We start from the raw sequence: 17617 nt of genomic DNA, 5'->3' as shown, positions 1-17617 counted from the left end.
TAGCCTTCCCCCTGCCTTACCCGGCGTCGCCCATGTCCGTCCGTTTCGCCCACCTCCACCTGCACAGCGAGTATTCGCTGGTCGACTCGACCATCCGCATCAAGCAGCTGGTCGGCGCCTGCGTGCGGGCGGGCATACCCGCGGTCGCCTTGACCGACGAGAGCAACCTGTTCGGGCTGGTGAAGTTCTACAAGCAGTGCACGGCGGCGGGCATCAAGCCCATCGCCGGCTGCGACATCTGGGTATCCAGCCCCGACGATCCACGCCCCTGGCGGCTCACCCTGCTCTGCCAGGACCGCGACGGCTACCTCAACCTGTCGCGTCTGGTGTCCCGCGCGTGGCGCGAGGGCCAGGGCACCGGCCGGGCGCTGGTGGATGCCGCCTGGATGAACGCCGAAAGCGTGCGCGGGCTCATCGCCATCGCCGGCCGCGAAAGCGAAGTGGCGCGAGCGGCGCTCGGCGCCGGCCTGCCCGCGGCCCGTCTGCGCCTCGAACCGCTGCGCCGACTGTTCCCTGATCGCCTGTACCTGGAACTCACCCGCACGGGCCGGGAGAACGAAGAACATTGGGTGCGCGCCGCCATGGCGCTCGCTGGCGAACACGCGTTGCCGGTCATTGCCAGCAACGACGTTCGCTTCCTCGAACGCGAGGGTTTCGAGGCACACGAAGCGCGCACGTGCATCAACCAGGGCCGTGTGCTGGCCGACCCAAAGCGGCCGCGCGATTACAGCGAAGAGCAGTATTTCAAGTCGCCCGAGGACATGGAGGCGCTGTTCGCCGACATTCCGGAGGCACTGGAAAACACGGTCGAACTCGCCAAGCGTTGCAACCTGGAACTCACCTTCGGCACTTATTACCTGCCGAACTTTCCGGTGCCCGAAGGCCACACGCTCGACACGTTCATTCGGGAGCAGGCGCAGAAGGGTCTCGAGGAACGCCTGCGCGAGCATCCGCTCGCCCCGGGCAAGACACTGGCCGACTATCAGGCACGCCTCGATCGCGAGGTGGACGTCATCATCCGGATGGGCTTTCCCGGCTACTTCCTGATCGTGGCGGACTTCATCAACTGGGGTAAGCAGAACGGCATTCCGGTAGGCCCCGGTCGCGGTTCGGGCGCCGGCTCGCTGGTGGCCTGGGTGCTGAAGATCACCGACCTCGATCCACTCCAGTTCGAGCTGCTGTTCGAGCGATTCCTGAATCCCGAACGCGTGTCGATGCCCGACTTCGACATCGACTTCTGCATGGATCGCCGCGACGAGGTCATCGACTACGTCGCGCGCAAATACGGCCGCGATCACGTCAGCCAGATCATCACCTACGGTTCGATGGCGGCGAAGGCCGTATTGCGCGACTCAGGCCGCGTGCTCGGCATGGGCTACGGCCAGGTGGATCGGCTCGCCAAGCTGATTCCGAACCGGCCGCTCGACCTCACGCTGTCCGATGCGCTCGGTCGCTCGGAAAAAGCGAAGAAAGAGCCGGACCGCGTCGTCAAGGAATTCTGCGACGTCTACGAGACCGAGGAAGAACCGCGCACGCTCATCGATCTTGCGCTCAGCCTCGAAGGCCTCACGCGCAACGCTGGCAAGCACGCGGGCGGCGTGGTCATTGCGCCCACGCCCCTGACCGACTTCGCGCCGCTGTATTGTGAAGCGGGCGGCGAAGGCGTCGTCACGCAGTACGACAAGGACGACGTCGAGGCCGTGGGTCTCGTGAAGTTCGACTTTCTCGGCCTGCGCACGCTCACGATCATCGATTGGGCGGTGAAGGCGATCAACAAGCGACGCGCGCAGGAAGGCGTCGAACCGCTGGTGATCGAAGCGTTGCCGCTGGACGACCCGAAGGTCTACGACCTTTTGAAAAAGGCGCAGACCGTCGCCGTCTTCCAGCTCGAATCGCGCGGCATGCAAGGCATGCTCAAGGAAGCGCAGGCCGACCGCTTCGAAGACATCATCGCGCTCGTGGCGCTGTACCGCCCCGGCCCGATGGATCTGATCCCCAGTTTCTGCGCGCGCAAGCACGGCAAGGAGGCGGTGGAATATCCCGATCCCCGCGTCGAGCCCATCCTGAAAGAGACCTACGGCATCATGGTCTATCAGGAGCAGGTGATGCAGATGGCGCAGATCGTCGGCGGCTATACGCTCGGCGGCGCCGACCTGCTGCGCCGCGCGATGGGCAAGAAGAAGCCCGAGGAAATGATCAAGCATCGCGCCACCTTCCGCGAAGGTGCCGCGAAGGATGGCATCGACGGCGAGAAGGCCGACGCGATCTTCGACCTCATGGAGAAGTTCGCAGGCTACGGCTTCAACAAATCGCACGCCGCCGCGTACGCGCTGGTCTCATACCAGACCGCATGGCTGAAAGCGCACTACCCGGCCGAGTTCATGGCCGCGACGATCTCGTCGGACATGGACAACACCGAGAAGGTAGTCACCTTCCTCGACGAAACGCGGGCCATCGGCATCAAAGTGCTGCCCCCGGACGTGAACGCCTCCGAGTGGATGTTCGAGGCGGTGGAGCCGAAGGTCGTGCGCTACGGCCTCGGCGCCATCAAGGGCGTGGGCCAGGGCATCTGCGAAGAGATCGTCGCCGAGCGCAAGGCGCGCGGACCGTTCCGCGGCCTGGTCGATTTCTGCCAGCGTGTCGGCTCGAACAAGCTCAACAAGCGGACCATGGAAGCGCTGGTGCAATCGGGCGCGCTGGACGCGCTTGGCGTCAACCGCGCCACGCTGCTCATGCACATCCCCGAAGCCATGCGCGCGGCCGACCAGGAAGCGAAGAATCGCGCGTCGGGCCAGGTCGACATCTTCGGCAATGCGTTCGGTGCGGCCGAGGCCCCCAGCATTATCGAACTGTCGGGTTCTGTGCCCGAATGGCCGCTGGAACAACTGCTGCAGGGCGAGCACGACACACTCGGCCACTATCTGTCGGGCCATCCGACCGATCCCTGGAAGGCGGAGCTTGCGCAGTTGTCGAGCTGTCCGATCGGTGAGATTCCGCAACGCTATCAGCCGCCCAAGCCGCGGCGCAGCGACGATGACGACAACGCAAGCCGTTTCCGGCGTGGCCCCGAAACGCCGTGGACCGTGGCCGGCATGGTCGTGGGCATGCGCAAGCGCGGAGACAGCGACGCCTTCGTGCAGATCGAGGACGCCACAGGCCTGCTGGAAACCAGCTTCTTCCGCGAAGTGTTCACGGAAGCGGCGCCGTTGCTCACGCGCGGCAACCTCATCGTCGTGGAGGGCGGCCTGCGGATCGACGATTTCGCCGGTGGTTATCAACTGCGTGCGCGCAAGGCGTACTCGTTGTCCGATGCGATGGAACACTTCGGCCGGTTACTGACGGTGAAGCTCAACGGCGTGGGTGCGGATTTTCCGCAGCACTTACGTCAGGCGCTAATGGGCTATCGCGGTGGACGCACACCATTGCTACTCGCGGGATACCGCAATGGCGTCGGCCAGGCCAGCTTCGAACTGGGCGACGCGTGGCGGGTTCGCGCCCTGCCTGATCTCGTGCGTACGCTACGCACGCTGCCCGGCGTACTCGGTACCGAACTGCGGATCGTGCGGCCGTCCGATTGAGTGTCGCCGCCCGCACCGCGGGCAGCGACGCTCCGTCAACGCAGGTCGACGGCGCCTTCTTGCAACATGTCGACGAGCATAACGTCGGTTACTTGGATCGACGATCCGTTCCCGCCATTCGAGATCTTGATGAGCACGTGCGCAGGCGCCGGGAATGGCTTCCCGTTCGCGACCAGTTCGACAACGCGCCATTTACCCACCGAGGCAGTGGCCATCACGCTTCCGATGTGCTGGGTATACCGTCCAGTGTCGTCGCTCATGTACAGCGCCGCGTCGACTTCGGTGTCGGCGGATTCGGCGCGGACACGGAAGCGAAGCGCATAAGCTGCTCTACTCCACTTGTAGAACATGGCGTACACGGGCTGCTCGATCGAGCTTCCGTGACCCATGGAAAGATAGGAGGCCCCGCCTTCGCTACCGAGCGTGACGTCACCGAGGGCCTCCCAGCCGGTAAGAGCGGTGAAACTGCCGTTCTTCACAGGCAGGCGGCAGGTAACGTCTGGTTCGATGGTCGAATGGCACGCGGGCAGACTGGGGGCAGGCATCGTGCCGGCCGTGGCCTGGTCGGCGAAGAGGCAAGCGCAGACCACGGCCGCACTCATCGCGAGGCGGGATGGATAGAAGGTATTCATGATGCTCCTTGAGGATTGGGGAGGGGCGGCGCCAGCGGACGGATTACACCGTAGTCGGGCTGCCTTCAGGGCACGCCCGACATGGGGCGAGCCCTCCTCCTACACATCTTCGAGGTATCGGCCGATCAGCCCACGCAGGCGAGACCAACACCAGGAGAGGCGCTTACGTCGAGCAAGGATCTTTCCTACGAAGCTAGGCGATCAATTGGCGCTCGCGAAGTACGGCGACGATCTGCGCTGCGAGATGCGCCGGTGTCTGCTCCGCACCGTCCAGGCGAAGGTCGGGCGCGGCGGGCACTTCATAGGGATCGCTGATGCCCGTGAATTGCTTGAGCGCACCCGACCGCGCCTGCGCGTAGAGACCTTTGGTATCGCGCGCCTCGCACACGTCGAGCGCGGTACTGACATGCACTTCGAGGAAATCCCCATGCGCTTCGACCAGCGCGCGCGCGGCCGCCCGGTCCTCGGCGTAGGGAGCGATCGGCGCGCAGATAGCGATGCCACCGTGGCGGACGATTTCCGATGCGACGTAGGCGATCCTGAGAATGTTCGCGGAGCGATCCTCGCGCGAAAATCCCAGGCCGGCCGATAAGGTCTTTCGTACCTCATCGCCATCGAGCACGCTGACCTGCCGTCCGGTGTTTTCAAGGATGGCCGCCTTGAGCGCCTGGGCAATGGTCGACTTCCCTGCGCCGGAAAATCCGGTGAAAAAGATGGCGCACCCTCGGTTCTCGGGGCGTGGGAAGCGCTGCCTGAGGATGGCTTCCACTTCCGGATACGTGAACCATGCAGGGATGGCGCTGCCCTCGCGGAGGTGTTTGCGCAGCTCGGTGCCCGAGACGTCGCTCACGGCTTCGCCCGGATGAAGTTCATCGCAGGAGACATACGCCTGCCGCCCTGGCGCGTAAACCATCGGCGCGAACGGAAGCACTGCGATACCCAGCTCGTCGGCATGGGCCTGGACCAAAACCTGCGCCGCCAATGGCTCGTAGTACGCCTGTCCCGAGGCATCCTTGCCTGGCCCGGCATGATCGCGCCCGACGATGAAGAAGTTCGCACCGTAGTTCTTTCGGATGATGGCGTGCCAGAGCGCTTCGCGCGGCCCGGCCATGCGCATGGCCAGCGGCAGTACCGACAGCTTCACCGCATCTTCCGGATAACGCTCCAGCAGGGCGCGGTAGCAGCGGACGCGGGTATACCTATCGACGTCGCCGTCCCGCGTGCGCCCGACGACGGGGTGCAACAGCAGTCTGCCACCGACCGCATCCATCGCTCGGCGCGTGAGTTCCACGTGGGCTCGATGCAATGGGTTCCGTGTCTGGAAGGCCACGACGCGATCCCAACCCCGATCGGCGAGCCACGCACGCATCTCGCGCGGGGACGCACGCAGGTCGGTGAAATCGTGGTGGGCGGGCCTCTGTAAACCGCAAACCCGACCGCCAAGGCAGACCTCGCCCCTGCGCAACAGATCGGCCACACCGGGATGCCCGGAATCTCGCGTTCCGTAAACCTGCAACGCTTCCCGCATCTTGTCCGGGCGGAAGATGTCGGACAGCGTGAGCAGCGCCAGCGCCGTGCCCTGGACGTCGCGCAGCACGACGTCTTGCCCTATCGATAACGATGCCGCGGTGTCTGCAGAGACATCGAGCACGATCGGCATGGGCCAGAGGGTGCCGTCCGCCAGGCGGAGGCCAGCGACGACCGCCTCGTAATCCGCCTGGCCCATGAACCCTTCGAGCGGCGAGAACGCGCCGTCGAGCAGCAGTTCCAGATCGCAGAGCTGCCGATGTTCCAGCCGCAGGCTAGGCAGCGCGCCGGAAGCACGCCGCGCGGCCAGCGCCTCCGCTTCCGGCAGGTACAGATGCTTGAGCACACCCCCATGCGGCTCGATCATGGTCAGACGATGGGCACCTGATGGACGTTGTTCTTCGGATCGGCCCAGAACGCCTCGTTGGCGAAGCGCGCGAAGACCTCACGCGGCAGCACCGGCGGGCGTTCGACGGCCTCCACCTTGGCACGGACGACGTGCAACCCCGGCATGCCCACCCGCGCGTCGAATTCGTCGGCGCTGTACGCGATGTCGTCGAAGTCATGCGCGAACCAAGGCTCGCCCAGGAACCGGTACACCGCGCGCAAGGCGGCTTCCGGATCGCGCACCAGGCTCTCATAGGTCAGCAGCAACAGGTGATCGCGCGCCCATGCGCCGTAGAAGGCTTCCTTCGTTGCCTGGTACGCGAAACCGACCATGCCGCGTGGATCGGTCAGCGCCTCGACGCGCGAATAGACCGTCGTGTTGGTATCGAAGCGAAACACCTTGCTGACGCTCACCGGCTGCTTCTGAACCAGACGCTCCATGCTGTCGAGCACCCAGGCAAGCTGACGCACGCAGGCGACGACCTTTACCCCCGGAAACAGCGTGGCGAGCAGACCCATGCGGCTGCACCAGAGGCGGCTCATGTCGAACACCGCTTCCGCGCGGGTATCGACGGAATAGAAGTTCTCCACCAGGCCCCGCAGCATGGCCGTCCGTTGCGCGTCCGTGACGTCGAAGGCGAAGTCGTTCTTGCTGCTGGCCTCGGCCACTACCACACCCATGATGTCGGCCACCGGGCTGGTCATGCCGGCGCGGAAGCGCGGATTCTGGTTCAGGATGGCCGCGAGTAACGTGGTGCCCGCGCGCGGCAGGCCCGAGATGAAATGGTATCGGCGCTCGGACATACGGTGTTTCCTCTAGGGCGGCGCGGGCGCTGTGGATGCACGCAGACGCATTTGGTAGTCGACCTCGACCATGTGGGGTTCGCCTTTGCCGAGGAGACCAAGCAGCAGTTCCTCCGTGGCGCGCTTACCCATGTCGCGTACTGGCTGGTGAACGGTGGTGAGCAGCGGCCAGACCTGCGTCGCGATCGTCGTGTCGTCGAAACCGCAGATGGAAACCTCGGCGGGCACCATCACGCCCGCTTCGGCGGCGGCCCATATGGCACCGACGGCCATATCGTCGTCGGCTGCGAAGATCGCCGTGGGTCGCTGCTTCAGCCGCAGCAACTGGCGAGCAGCCTTTACCCCGGATTCGAACGAGAACTGGCCCTGCACCATGTAATCGGCACGTTCCTCCAGGCCGGCGCGCTTCATGCCGTCGCGGTAGCCCGCGAGGCGCCACACACCTGCGCCATGCTTCGGATCGCCAATGATGTGCGCGATACGGCGATGTCCCAGCGCGACCAGATGATCGACCATCGCAGCCGCAGCCTCGCGCTCATGAAGGATGACCCCCGCGACGCCCTTCGCCTTGCGCGGCGCGATGGAAGCGAACGGCAGGCCCGCGCTGCGCAGGTGCGCGAGCAGCGCCGGGTGGTCCGTAATGGGCGGCGTGAGGATCAAACCATCAGGGCGGTGCCGCCACAGGATGCCTTCGACGCGCTCCATGAAATCCGGCGCCGTGGAGTCCAGCGGTTGCACCATCATGCTGTACTGCTGCGCCTCGCAGGCCTCCTGCACGCCGGCCTGCACCTCCATGATGTAGCTGGGCGAGAGGTTGTCGTACAACAGCCCGATCATGAAGGAACGATTGGTAGCCAGGCTTCGCGCCGACGTGAGCGGGCGGTAGTTCAATGCCGCAACGGCCGCCATCACCCGTTCGCGCACTTCCTTGCGCACGCCCGGTTCCTGGTTGAGCACGCGGGAAACGGTCTTCTTGGATGTATCGGACGCACGAGCCACATCGTTGATGGTCACGCGCGACATGAAGGCCTCTTCAATGCTTCGTTCCCTGGGTGGCTCCCGCAACCACCTGCGCCGCGGGAGTATTCCAACCGGACACCTCGACCACCGTACCGGCCGTGCCCTGCGCCGGATAGCGCGCCGTGAGCACGACGGATTCGCCGGGCCAGAGCGTCACGTCATTGTCAGACCAGGTCACGGGCAGCGCAAGCTCGCCCTTTGCCCCACGGCGGATCGCCAGATGTTCCTGCACGGCAGCCGAAGGCGACGACGAAGGAATGGAGAGCGTGACCGTGGTCACCGCGTAGTCGCCGTCGCGCACGGTCGAAGCGCGGACCTCGCGAGTGGCCTTCGGCAACGAAGCCAGGGCGCTGAAATCACCGTACTGAACGACCGGTGTCAGGTACCAGTTCGACTTCGGCCAGTCGAGCGTGTCCTTGCGCGTGGACAGCCAGTAGACATTACGGCTCACGGGCTTTCCGTCGGCTTCGGTCAGTGCGAGTTCGACGAAATACACCGTGGACAAACCGGCGACCGACGGCAGATCGAGCACCGTCTGTGCATGATTGCCCAGCAGGTCGATGCGCTGCACCTGCTTGTCGTAGCGCACGCTGCCGTCGAGGTTGCGCACCTTGACCGAGGCCTGCAAGCCACGTCGTTGCTCCAGCGTATGGTTCACGACCACGATGGAGCGCGAATCGTACGAGTACTGGATGTGCAGCGGTTCGTTCGCTTTCTTCGCACCGTAGTACGCGCCAGCCGGATTAAGGTAGTAGTCGTACAGGTGCCAGTGAAGCGACGGCCAAGCGTTGTTGAGCATCCAGTAGATGACGCCCGTGGCAGGATTCGCCGCACCCATGCGTGCATTGAAGGCTTCGAACTGCGCGCGCACATTGTCGTAGTTGTCCAACTGAGCCTTCGCCACATAGTCGGCGAGGTCGGTCGGTGCGCCGTAGCGTTTCGCGAGCGCAGTGTCGAATGGCGTGAGCACGGCGAACGTCGACCAGTCGGCCGAGGCATGGTACTGCCGGGTCTCCGGGTACCTCCACAACGCTTCCTGCTCCTGCGGTGACAGCATGCGCTGCACATCCTCCAGACGCGGGATGACGGCTCCCGCACTGACTTCCGAATCGAACCCGAATGCCGCGCCGAGTTTGTCCGCGTACCAGTACGAGGGCGGGATCCAGTCGTAGGGGCCCGCCATTTTCATGCCCGAGGGGCCGGCTTCGGCCGTCGTCACGTCGATGGCTGCGGAAATGACGGGCAACGACCATCGTTCGGCACGAAGCGTATCCATGTACATCTTCGCAAGCGCAGGCGGCGGCGCGTGGTCGCTGCCGATGTAGAAGCCGATTACGGACGGATGATTGCGCAACAGGCGCGCCTCGCTCGCCATCGATGCCTGCGCGACGCGCATGTCGGCGTCGGTCCAGGGCTCGCCACCCGTCTGCGCGGCAGCTTCCCACTTGTCGCAGCATTCCCAGCCGGGCAGCACGAGGATGCCGTTGCGGTCGGCAAGATCGTAGAAGCGTTCGTTCTCCAGCTTGCCTTCGCTGCGTATGGTATTGAGGCCGAGATTCACCACGTAGCTGAACTCGGCCTCCATGCGCGCTGGATCGTCGCGCAGAAACATATCGGGTGCCCAACCGCCGCCGCGTATCAACAACGGCTGACCATTGATGATGAACTGGCGATAGCCCTGGCGGGTGAGCGTGGACTCGACGCGGCGCACGCCGAAGTTCGTCGCTGCGCGGTCCGAGGGCGCGCCGTCGACCGTCGCGGTCACCGCCATTCGATACAACGGATGTTCGCCCATGCCGATGGGCCACCACACCTTGGGATGATCCAACGTCACGACCGGCGCGGAACCGGAAGCGAGCGACACGACCTTCGCCTCCCCCGGGCTGAGACGGACCGTCTGTTGCACCGGCTTGTCGGCGGCGGTGCCCGAGACGGTGACGTCGTGCGCCACCGCATCGAGGTTCGTCGCCGTGACGGTCACGGCCAGGGTCGCCTGAGCCAGGTCTGTCGACAAGGTCGGAGCGACGTGTGGCGCGCTCAGCGCCACGGGGCCCGTTTGAACGATGTCCACGCCACGCCATGGGCCCATGTTGTTGTCCGGCGGCGTGGGATTCCAATCGACCCAGCCGATGGACAGACTCATTCGTGGATCGCCGGGATAAACCTTCAAGGCGACGACGTTGGCACCGGCATGCACCCATCGCGTCACATCGATGTCGTGCTCGGGATACGCCCCGGCGAGATCCGCATGGTCGGCCACCTTCTGCCCATTCACCCACGCGTCCGCGGCGGCGATGATGCCGTGGGTGCGCAGCAAGGTATGTCGTGTTCCCTCCGCCTCCGACAGTTCGAAGCCCGCGCGGTACCACCACGGCGTCACGAACAGGTTGCCGCTGGCGTCGGGCACCTGCACCGCGCGAAGGTTGTCGCTATGGAAGACGTCGAACTTGAAGACGTCGTTCTCCAACAACCCTGCCATGACCGTGGCGCGGCCGGTGACCGGATACCAGTCCTTCGTGGCAAAGCCATGCTTGGAAATCGTCGCGCCGTCGCTCTGCGCTTTTGCGGTGTCCTGAATCTGCCAATGGCCGATCGGGCTGGCTGTGCCGGTGTCCGCGGCAACGCGCGTGTCGGTGTAGGTAGTACCTGCCATCGCCACGGAGGCGGATGCCAGGCTCGTTGCGATGACTGCTGCAAGGACGATCCTCGCTGAAACTGGCATGACGTCAAAGCTCCGGGGCGGCGGTGGAGGGCATCTCGGTCGGCGCGAAGGGCCATGCTGCGTTCACCCGAGCCCACAGCGTGAACACCACGAGGCCTGCGACGATCCATGCGCCCGACAGCATCAGCGAAAGCGGTGACGCGGATACGTACACGTACACCCAGCCCACGAGGGCAATGATGCAAGGCACCGGGTAGAGCCATTGCCTATAGGGCCGGTGAAGCCCAGGTTCGCGGCGACGCAGGACGATGAGGGCCACGATCTGTGCGATCGACTGCACCAGGATCGTCGCCGTCAGCAGCATGTTGATGACGTCGGTCAGATCGAAGAAGGTGCCGATGGCCGTGACCGTGCCCATCGTCAGCAAGGCGATGTGCGGAAAGCCGTGCTTCGCATGAAGCCTGCCAAAGGTCGAAATGAAAACCTTGTCACGCGCCGCCTCGAATGGCACGCGCGAGCCGCCGAGCAAGCCTGTGAACACCGAGGCCAATGCGGTGATGATGATGAGAGCCGTCATCACTGCAGCCGCCGTATGGCCCCAGCTCCGCTCCACCACCAGCGATGCCACGGATTTGGACGCGGCGATCTCCTGCCACGGCGCCACACCCAGCACGCTGATGTTGAGGAGGAGATAAATCACCATCATGGCGACGATCGAGATAATGATGGTGCGCGGCATGGTGCGCCCCGGGTCGCGCAGTTCGTCGCCAATATAGGCTGTGGTGTTGTAGCCGAGGTAGTCGTATACACCGATAATGAGACCCGCCCCGAGCCCGACGAAGAAACGCGGGCCGAATGCACCCGCCGGAAAGTCGAATGCCAGTCGGGGATCGAAATGGGAGAAACCGGCCGCCGCCACTCCGACGATCGAGACGAGCATGATCACCCACAAAGCGATGGTGATGACTCGCACGGATTCGATGCGGCGGTAAAGCAGCCACGTCACGAGTGCCGTCGCTGCCACGCCGACGATGCGTGCGGTCCACCAGCCCATGTTCGGGAAGAAGAACTGCAGGTATTCGACCATGCCGATGATGCCCGTGGACATCAGCAGGGGTATGGCGAGCAGCATCGTCCAGATGAAGAGGAACGGCATGAGCTTGCCGCTACGTGCCTGGAACGCCCGCCGGAGGTACACATAGGTACCGCCGGAACCCGGCATGGCCGCGCCCAGTTCCGCCCACACCAGTCCATCGGCGATGGCGAGCAGTGCGCCCACGATCCACCCGACGATGGCCTGCGGCCCGCCCATGGCCGCCACCATCAGCGGGATGGTGATGAACGGACCGATCCCGCACATCTGCGTCATGTTGATGGCGGTGCCGGAGAAGACACCGATAGACCGATGGAACTGACGCTCGCTCATGGGTTCCCCTACCACTGGCCACGGATGCCGAACATGAACATGCGCTCGGAGAATGTCGAGTGCCCGGGCTGATCCTTCCACGTCAGGTAATAGCGCTGGTATTCGTTGGTCAGGTTCGTGCCGTTGAGGAACACTTCGAGCTGCTTGGCGAACTTGTACGAGATGGATGCGTCGATGTATTCCTGCGGCGCTTCGTACAGCTCCAGCCCGGTGATGCCGCCGACGCTGTCGGACACCGCGCGCCGCGAGCGATAGTTGTATGCCACGCGTGCCTGGAAGCGGTCGTCCTGGTACCAGAGGATGACGTTGCCCGACTTCGTCGAATTGTCCTGGAACGGGATTTTCTTGCCGGCAAGATCCTTCTCGCCGGAATTGCTTGGCGCGTAGGTGGCATTGAACTCCACGCCTGTCTTCGAGAAGATGCCTGGCAGGAAGGTGAAGCCCTGGCGGTAATCGAACTCCGCGCCCTTGATGCTGTTGCCTGTGCCTTGCACAGGCTCGGTGATCACGATGCAGTGGTTGCGCACCACACCGTCCTCATCGGGCAGCGTGCAGTTGGTGACGCTACCGTTCTTGATGAAGCTGTCCACGTTGATGCGGAACAGCGCGAGGCTGACCATGCTGGTGGGGTTGATGTACCACTCCGCCGAGGCGCCGAAGTTGGTCGAACGCCAAGGGTCCAGTTTAGGGTTGCCCGACGACGTGCCGTTGGCCACACGGAACACGGGCCCGTCCGGCGTCTCGGACAACGAGTAGTTCAACTGCAGACCGCCGCCCCAGGTGCTCAGGTCCAGCGGCATCATGTTCTTCGAGTACGCCAGGCGAAACTTGAGGCTGTCCGTCACGTCCAGGGAGAAGTTGGCCGACGGCAATACGTCCTGGTACGAGCGCTTCGTGATGTCCCTGCCCACATCCTCCGGCTCGTCGCCGTACGCGCCCGGATCGCCGCTAAGATGCTGCGTCACGTCGAGGTTGCTGCGGATGAGACGTACGCCGACGTTGCCGCTGTAAGGCATGTCGCCGATCATGCCGTTGAAGTCGCCCTGCAGGTAGCTCGACAGTTCCTTGAGCCGCACGCCCCAGGTGGTGCCGGGTTCGGCCACCCGCACCGTATCCGGGTATAGCGACTTCCAGTAAGCCTCGGGATTCTTCATGGCATCCGGGTCGATCGCCCAGAAGTCGATGCCGGAGCCGAGCAGGTTGTGATACGCCTTGAAGTTGTTCGCCAGCGGTGCCGCGGTGTTCGGCATGGAAATGGCCGACAGTGGACCGGCGCGGAAATAGCCCTGGTCGTTGCCCGCCGTGCACGACCCGCTGTTCAACACCACATCGGCGCCGACGTAACGCACCAGACACCCGCCAGGATCGCTCGCACCCATGCCGGCGTAGACCGGCGTCTCGAACGTCCAGCCCTTGTTACCGGCGTTGCGGATGCTGTTGCGCACGCCGAACTCGAGCTTGAAGCCGTCGTTGAACTCGAACTTGCCGTCGAATCGCAAGGCGTTGAGGGCCACCTTGCGATCGTAGTTGCCGGACGATTCGAGCGTCTTCATGGTCCAGGCGGCGGGATTGGCGAACGCTGCCGCCAGCTCGGCCGGTGTGCTGATCTTTAGGTATCGGCCACGGAAGTCCGCGACGATGGGAAGCGTGTTCTGCGGGATGCCCGTGGGATTGAAGACACGATTGCCGCCCAGTTCAGCGGGATAGACCATCGTCCCGGGCGGGACCGCATCATCGGACACGCCGTCCTTCAGCACGTTGGGCCAGAGGGCGCCGTCCGAATCGGAAATATTGACGTCGGTTTCCTGCACGGATTGCGACGCCGTGTCGTGGATGCCGCGAAGCGATCCGGTGAAGGGGCCGCCGTCATCGTAGTCGAGCTGCAGATTCAGGTTCTTCGCTACGGAAAACTTGCGGATCATCTGTGAATACGACTCCACGTCGCCCGGCCACTTCTTGTAGACCTGCGTCGTGTAGATGTTCGATCCCTCCCAACCCGGTTCCGGCGTGCCGTATGAACCGAGTGCCGGCCGGCCGGTATCGCGCGACTGCAGCGGCACGTACGTCGCGCCCTGCCAGTTGGTGGAGTTGAACTGGACGCCTACGTTTCGATCGAACTGGTGCTGCTGCGAATAGAAGTAATCGCTCGTCAGGCTGAAGCCGTTACCGATGTCGAACTGGAACGACGCATTACCCGACTTCCGCTGGCGCTGGGTAGTGATCTGGTTGATGCCGAAATTCTGGCTGCCCATGAAGACGCCGTTCGACTTGCCGTCCCCGTTCACGTCCACGCTGCCATCGGCGTTCTGCACGATCTGCGAGGGGATGGGCGCACCGTTCCACGGCGTGAGGAAGCCGTTGTAGCCACCGGCGCTGGTGGCGTTCTCGCCGTTGAGCACCGCGCCATACTGATCGAGGCCTTCGGTGGAGTTCATGCGCCGCGTATCGGAGTAATCGCCCGAGATGAGGAATCCCCAGCGACCGTGGTCGTTGTAGGAAAAGAGGCCGTTAGCCTCCGGCCCCGTATGCTTCGTGGTCGAGCCGCGCTCGCCATTGGCCGAATAGCTGTACGTGAAGCCCGAAGGCAGATCCCAGGGCCGATAGGTGTGCAGGTCGATCGCGCCGCTGATACCCGCATCGGTTTCGTTGGCGGTGGACGATTTGACCACGTCCGCGCCGTGGAACAGCGTCGATGGCAGCATGCTGAAGTCGGGCTGCTGGGAATCGATCTGGTCCGCGGTGATGAATACCTCACCGTTGAGCATGGTGCCCACCTGCGGGAGGCCGCGCACGTCCACCGAGGTACCCACACCCGCATCGCGATTGATCTGCACACCGGTGATGCGCTGGAGCGAGTCGGTGATCGTCGTGTCGGGCAGTGCGCCGATGTTTTCGGCAGTGATGCTGTCCTGGATCTTGTCGGCGTCGCGCTTCACGTCTATCGCCTTCATCTGCGATGCGCGAACGCCCGTGACCGTGACGCCGGATAGATCGACGGCACCCTTCGCCGCGTCGCCTTGCTTGTCCTTGTCGTCCCCTTTTTTGGCGGCGACCGTGGGCGGCTTGGCTTGCGGGGTAGCCGGCGGCGCGGCCTGCCCGTCCTGGGCGACCACTGCCGTCGAAGCGACGGCCAGCAGGGTCACCGCGATGGCGAACGACAAGGGATGCTTGCGAAGTGCTGTGGACATGAGCCGTGACCTCGTGACTGTTGCCTGTCGGGAACGCGTACTGCCCGGCCGTGCCCGAAGGCGTGCCGTCTTTACTTCAAGAACGAAAGCTTTCCGATCGCCCACTGCCCTTGGCGTGGGTCGCCCGTTGCGAAGACACACAAGGCGTGCACATCCGCAGCAATACGTGCCGGGAGGTTCGTCTCCCGTCGCACCAACCCGCCCGCCGGCAAGACGCTGCCAAGCGGCAGCATCGCCAGTCGCGGGCCGTCGCAACGGTTGGCATGGATTTCGATGGCGTCGCCCGTATCGTTGCCACTGTGCACCACGGCACCACGGGCTTCGTCGCCGTAGCGCCAGGGCAGCTTTTCGGCCGTCACGGCCACACGGGTCGCGCCCTGCAGGCTTACTGCCGGCCAGATCCAGCAGGCGTTTCCGATCTCGACCGCGTAGACTGGACTCGGGCCATGTGCCGGTGCCGAACCCTGCAGACGCGACGGTGGCTCGCCCGAGCAGGTCTCCAGCGCAGAGCTGTCGCGGCTCCACAACGTGGCCTCGTCCAGCGAGGTCGAACGGGCCGTGGCAAGGACGCTGCCGTCGGTCGCAAATGTGGCTGCCCGCAAGGTGGCTCCCACCGGCAGCGAAAGGGGCTGCGTGTAGGTCGGGGAGTTCGCGGCAGGCTCGGTGCCATCGATGGTGTAACGGATGTCGCCAGCGTGAATCTGGTTCGCGAGCACGGCGCGAAATGCTCCTTCGGCCGGATGCGATATCTCGAACGTCGGCGCAAACGCGCTATCCGCGCTGGCGATACCTAGTGCGCGGTAACGCGCCAACTCACCGGGGAGACGCGCAAGGAATCCATCCCAGTCATGGGCAGCCGGCGGCGACCAGCCCAGCTCGGCCAGCGCGGCGATGCGCGGGAAGGCGGCATGCTGCACATGCGCGAACGTCAGCAACTGCTCGGACCAGAGGCCGGCCTGCACGCCGACGATATGTTTCGCTTCGTCCGCACGGGTGCCCGGGGGTACAAGCTGCGTGTCGTAGGCGTCGCGCAGCGTGACCTCGGGCGGCGGGCCAGCCCATTCGTCCGCATGTCCGGATTGCCGGTGGTCGAAGTACAACGATTCCTGCGGCGTCATCACCACGTCGTGGCCCTGGCGAAGCGCCGCAAGCGCCACGCGCTCGTCGTGATCGCCGTGCCAGGACATCACTACCTGACCCTGCGGAAGTGCGACGCCCGCGGCTACCTCGTCGTCCCAGCCCACCGGTGTCCGACCGTGCTCGACAAGATACGTGGCCACCTGCTGCATGAACCAGCCCTGCAGCTCGTCCATGTTGGCGAGCTTCAGCGCCTTCATCTGCGCGTTGACCTCGGGCGACGCGTTCCACTGTTGCTTGTCCGCCTCATCGCCGCCGATGGAGATGTAGCGCGACGGAAACAGCCGCATCGCTTCGTCCATCACGTCCGTCACGAAGCGCAGCGTCTTCGCATTCGGATTGAGCAGCCATGGGCTCACACCCCAATCGGTCCACACGGGTGGGCGCTTGCCCGTCACACCGAGCCACGGATAGGCGGCGATGGCGGCTTGCGAATGCCCCGGAAGATCGATCTCCGGCACGATCTCGACATAGCGTGCGGCGGCATAACGCACGATGTCGCCGATCTCGGCGGTCGTGTAGACCTTGCAATACGGTTTGGTCGGAGCACCGGTTACTTCACTGTCGTTGCCCACCGCGTCACGACAGGCGCCTGTCGTGGACAGCTCGGGGTAGCTCGGTACCGGCAGGCGCCAGCCCTGGTCATCGGTGAGGTGCCAGACGAGCACGTTGAGCTTGTCGAGCGACATCACGTCGATCAGTCGCTTGATCTCGTCCGCGCCCTGGTAATGCCGGCTCGAGTCGAGCAACACGGCGCGCCATGCGAAGCGCGGATGGTCCTCGATGTTGCCGTAAGGCACGCGCGCGGGTTCGCCACGCGTCCAACCCGGCTGCGTCATCAACTGCCATACCGTCACGCTTCCGTAGAACGCGCCGCGCGGCGTGCGCGCCGTGACGACGATGCCCTGTTCGCCCACGGCTATCGCATAGCCTTCCTCGCCCACGACGGGTGCGTCCGAGCGAACGTCGAATGTCACCATCGCCGGCTCGCCGCCAGCGACCTTGCGCATCGTCAGACCACGCACGGTCGCGAGTCGCTGCACGAAGTTGTCGACGACAGTCGCCATGGCGGCGTCGGAGACTCCGCGCACGGCGACGCCTGCGCCGTCGCGGATGTCGACCGTGCCCGCAGCGGCCGGCCTCACGACGGCGGGCATGGGGAGTAGCGACCAGCCCGAGGCGGATCCGGCGAACGCGCTCGTCGCCAGCACACACGCGGTCATTGCCGCGCACGCCGCGGCGACACGTCGGATCGC

9 protein-coding genes are annotated in these 17617 nt (G+C 64.5%); 1 reads left to right on the top strand and 8 read right to left on the bottom strand.

Features of this window, described 5'->3' with window-relative positions; translation table 11 throughout:
• Positions 1–32: 32 nt before the first annotated feature.
• The gene (dnaE, locus tag IM816_RS04425) at positions 33–3578 is read left to right on the top strand and encodes a DNA polymerase III subunit alpha (protein WP_250339927.1); all 3546 of its coding nucleotides are present in this window, start codon (positions 33–35) and stop codon (positions 3576–3578) included.
• 35 nt (positions 3579–3613) lie between these two features.
• On the opposite strand, the gene IM816_RS04420 is transcribed toward dnaE, so the two are convergent.
• From IM816_RS04420 to IM816_RS04385, 8 genes are all read right to left on the bottom strand, one after another.
• Complete coding sequence (locus tag IM816_RS04420; protein WP_250339926.1) at positions 3614–4210, bottom strand: hypothetical protein; 597 nt, start codon at positions 4208–4210, stop codon at positions 3614–3616.
• Between the two features lie 193 nt (positions 4211–4403).
• Positions 4404–6104, bottom strand: a complete 1701-nt coding sequence (locus tag IM816_RS04415) for a bifunctional sulfate adenylyltransferase/adenylylsulfate kinase (protein ID WP_250339925.1) — start codon at positions 6102–6104, stop codon at positions 4404–4406.
• Positions 6105–6106: 2 nt separating this feature from the next.
• Complete coding sequence (locus IM816_RS04410) at positions 6107–6928, bottom strand: sulfotransferase family protein (protein ID WP_250339924.1); 822 nt, start codon at positions 6926–6928, stop codon at positions 6107–6109.
• A gap of 12 nt (positions 6929–6940) precedes the next feature.
• Positions 6941–7951, bottom strand: a complete 1011-nt coding sequence (locus IM816_RS04405) for a LacI family DNA-binding transcriptional regulator (protein ID WP_250339923.1) — start codon at positions 7949–7951, stop codon at positions 6941–6943.
• A 10-nt stretch (positions 7952–7961) separates the two neighbouring features.
• Positions 7962–10670 carry a glycoside hydrolase family 2 protein gene (locus IM816_RS04400; protein ID WP_250339922.1) on the bottom strand — a complete coding sequence of 903 codons (2709 nt, stop codon included), beginning with the start codon at positions 10668–10670 and terminating at the stop codon, positions 7962–7964.
• Positions 10671–10674: 4 nt separating this feature from the next.
• Positions 10675–12036 carry an APC family permease gene (locus IM816_RS04395; RefSeq protein ID WP_250339921.1) on the bottom strand — a complete coding sequence of 454 codons (1362 nt, stop codon included), beginning with the start codon at positions 12034–12036 and terminating at the stop codon, positions 10675–10677.
• 8 nt (positions 12037–12044) lie between these two features.
• Positions 12045–15224, bottom strand: a complete 3180-nt coding sequence (locus tag IM816_RS04390) for a TonB-dependent receptor (protein ID WP_250339920.1) — start codon at positions 15222–15224, stop codon at positions 12045–12047.
• Between the two features lie 71 nt (positions 15225–15295).
• Positions 15296–17518 carry a beta-N-acetylhexosaminidase gene (locus IM816_RS04385; RefSeq protein ID WP_250339919.1) on the bottom strand — a complete coding sequence of 741 codons (2223 nt, stop codon included), beginning with the start codon at positions 17516–17518 and terminating at the stop codon, positions 15296–15298.
• Between the last annotated feature and the right edge of the window lie 99 nt (positions 17519–17617).

Source organism: Luteibacter flocculans, from assembly GCF_023612255.1.
Taxonomy (GTDB): Bacteria; Pseudomonadota; Gammaproteobacteria; order Xanthomonadales; family Rhodanobacteraceae; genus Luteibacter; species Luteibacter flocculans.
Note: the sequence above shows the minus strand (reverse complement) of the source record. Positions and strands in the feature narration are given on the sequence as shown.

What these genes read in the sequence shown, in the direction of transcription:
- dnaE (WP_250339927.1), top strand. Translation starts at nt 33, where the DNA reads ATGTCCGTCCGTTTCGCCCACCTCCACCTGCACAGCGAGTATTCGCTG.
- IM816_RS04420 (WP_250339926.1), bottom strand. Translation starts at nt 4,210, where the DNA reads ATGAATACCTTCTATCCATCCCGCCTCGCGATGAGTGCGGCCGTGGTC.
- IM816_RS04415 (WP_250339925.1), bottom strand. Translation starts at nt 6,104, where the DNA reads ATGATCGAGCCGCATGGGGGTGTGCTCAAGCATCTGTACCTGCCGGAA.
- IM816_RS04410 (WP_250339924.1), bottom strand. Translation starts at nt 6,928, where the DNA reads ATGTCCGAGCGCCGATACCATTTCATCTCGGGCCTGCCGCGCGCGGGC.
- IM816_RS04405 (WP_250339923.1), bottom strand. Translation starts at nt 7,951, where the DNA reads ATGTCGCGCGTGACCATCAACGATGTGGCTCGTGCGTCCGATACATCC.
- IM816_RS04400 (WP_250339922.1), bottom strand. Translation starts at nt 10,670, where the DNA reads ATGCCAGTTTCAGCGAGGATCGTCCTTGCAGCAGTCATCGCAACGAGC.
- IM816_RS04395 (WP_250339921.1), bottom strand. Translation starts at nt 12,036, where the DNA reads ATGAGCGAGCGTCAGTTCCATCGGTCTATCGGTGTCTTCTCCGGCACC.
- IM816_RS04390 (WP_250339920.1), bottom strand. Translation starts at nt 15,224, where the DNA reads ATGTCCACAGCACTTCGCAAGCATCCCTTGTCGTTCGCCATCGCGGTG.
- IM816_RS04385 (WP_250339919.1), bottom strand. Translation starts at nt 17,518, where the DNA reads ATGCCCGCCGTCGTGAGGCCGGCCGCTGCGGGCACGGTCGACATCCGC.